The organism is Candidatus Sordicultor fermentans (assembly GCF_012728195.1).
GTDB classification, from domain to species: domain Bacteria; phylum Atribacterota; class Atribacteria; order Atribacterales; family Caldatribacteriaceae; genus Sordicultor; species Sordicultor fermentans.
On record NZ_JAAYFP010000174.1, the window covers coordinates 1 to 1,960 of the forward strand.

The 1,960-nt window shown below is 43.2% G+C and carries 2 protein-coding genes and 2 tRNA genes; all 4 read right to left on the reverse strand.

Features of this window, described 5'->3' with window-relative positions:
- Positions 1-55 precede the first annotated feature (55 nt).
- Complete coding sequence (locus GXZ17_RS08865; RefSeq protein WP_409376928.1) at positions 56-334, reverse strand: hypothetical protein; 279 nt, start codon at positions 332-334, stop codon at positions 56-58.
- Positions 335-367: 33 nt separating this feature from the next.
- A tRNA-Pro gene (locus tag GXZ17_RS08870) sits at positions 368-445 on the reverse strand.
- A gap of 1,042 nt (positions 446-1,487) precedes the next feature.
- Positions 1,488-1,576 (reverse strand) — tRNA-Leu (locus GXZ17_RS08875).
- 41 nt (positions 1,577-1,617) lie between these two features.
- Positions 1,618-1,917 (reverse strand): hypothetical protein, encoded by a 300-nt coding sequence (locus GXZ17_RS08880; RefSeq protein WP_409376929.1) that lies wholly within the window; start codon positions 1,915-1,917, stop codon positions 1,618-1,620.
- Positions 1,918-1,960: the final 43 nt, after the last annotated feature.

Consider the following 1,960-nt stretch of genomic DNA (forward strand, 5'->3'; position numbering starts at 1 on the left):
ACATAGCTCCGACAGCTTTTCTTATACAAGAAGTTGAGAAAAACTTTGATAGGCCTTATATGAGCAGAGCATCAACTGAGGTAATTTTCAAGCGGTCGGAGAGGCTATTGGCATACTTTCGTAAGGTGAGCTGGCTAAGTCCTTCTTGGTTTAGGTAGTTTACAAAAGGGGTAAGTATTACTTTATACCATTCCAGAGTTTTAGCCTTTTTACCTTCCACTCTTCCAGATAAAAGAAAATCCTCGAGATAAGCAGTCCATAACGTTTCTTTTTTGGTTTTCAAAGTGTTCGCCTGACTCACCAAAAACCAGGCTTCCGGTGAGAAGTTGCTCAACCTGGAATGGGCTTCCCGCAAGCGTTACAGCCTTGGTCGGGGCGAGCCGATTTGAACGGCCGACCTCTTGAACCCGAGTCAAGCGCGCTAACCAGGCTGCGCTACGCCCCGCGAGGTAGAATTATAGCATAAAATCATCGTTTTCCCCAATACCACAGAAAGTTTTTTATATTTTATAGTTTTCGCATCTCTTAATTTCCTCCTCGCCCCCGTCTTTCCCGGGGCATTACTATAGGCAATCTTACTCCAGGGTCCATCGCAAACCCCACCTTGCAACCTGACAATGTTGAGAAAAAAGCGCAAGAAATTAAAAAGATTGCTGAGAAAGACTTTTTCTCCTCGGTAGTTTATGTTTTTAATTTTTTTCTTTTTTTGCCCACGCCACAGGCTGTTCTTTTTTGGTTTTCCCACCAGTGGTCTTTACTTTTTAGATTTTTGTTTTTTGGTCTCACGCCCTAGGCTGCTCGCTTCTCGCGGTGATAAAAAAGCTGTTACAAGAAGGTATCCTCCTGTAGCTCCATATCGTATGCTCACCTTCTCTGTCGCCAGTTTATCTTTATAAGGAGGGAAAATACTGTTTCTCTCCTTCTTTTCTCTACAGGAAGGAAAGAGGAGCGCTCTGTCCGAGATAGCGGATGAGCCTTGCTCACGCTCTGCGGAGGGGAAACCTGGGTTTCCCCTCAAATGCAATGACTTTATCACCCTTTTAGGTTCTCGCTATGCACCAGTGGGAGCAGATAACGATCCTCATAACTTAAACGCTCACTGGGTGCGTAATGTTAAGTTTTTCTATAACATATTTACAGGAGGAAGCTAATGGAGTTAATAAAAAGACTTACTCATTTTAATTTTACTTTCTCTTTTAACTGCTATTTTCAGCTGGTTAGGCATAGATAAGATTAAGTTTCAGAGATAACAGCGGTTGATTGAAATAGCAGAGGGGAAAGTAAGAATAGCTTATCAAGCACTACAGAGGCAAGTACTGAACAATTTAGCAAAGCAGTTGGTGGGGGAGTAGTTAAGGCGAGAGGCGGAAGAGCACCTCTTGCAAGTTGAAAGAATATAAGATAAGGAATCCGATGGTCTTTGGATTCATGCTTTCAGAGAAAGGGGTAAAATTATAGAGGAGTCTGAGGTGCCCGGATAATAAAGCTGGTGCCGGAGGCCGGAATTGAACCGGCACGGAGTTTGTACTCCAACGGATTTTAAGTCCGTTGCGTCTTCCTATTCCGCCACTCCGGCAGACAACTCTCCCTCATTTTACTCCTTTCTTTTTCACTTCGTCAAGGCTTATACTCGTTGTTTTCTAACTTTTGTGCTCGCAGAACCACAAAAGAGCCTTCTCCATATCCTTCTTTAACCGGTTCAACTGCTTTTATATTCTCGAGAGGGTTGAAAAGGGTTTGTCTGAATTCAAAATGGCTAAAATTGGCCTGTTGGAGATATTGTTTTACTTCTCCGGGGGAATAAAAAGTGGCATCCCGATAGAAAACATTTTGGAGCTTATCTTTAGAGTATTTTTGTCCTATAAAGCCATCCCGGGCGATAAAGCCCAGAATCAAAAACCCCCCTGGTTTTAGCACTCTGTGACTCTCCCGCAAAGCCTATCATGACTATGAGGAGGAT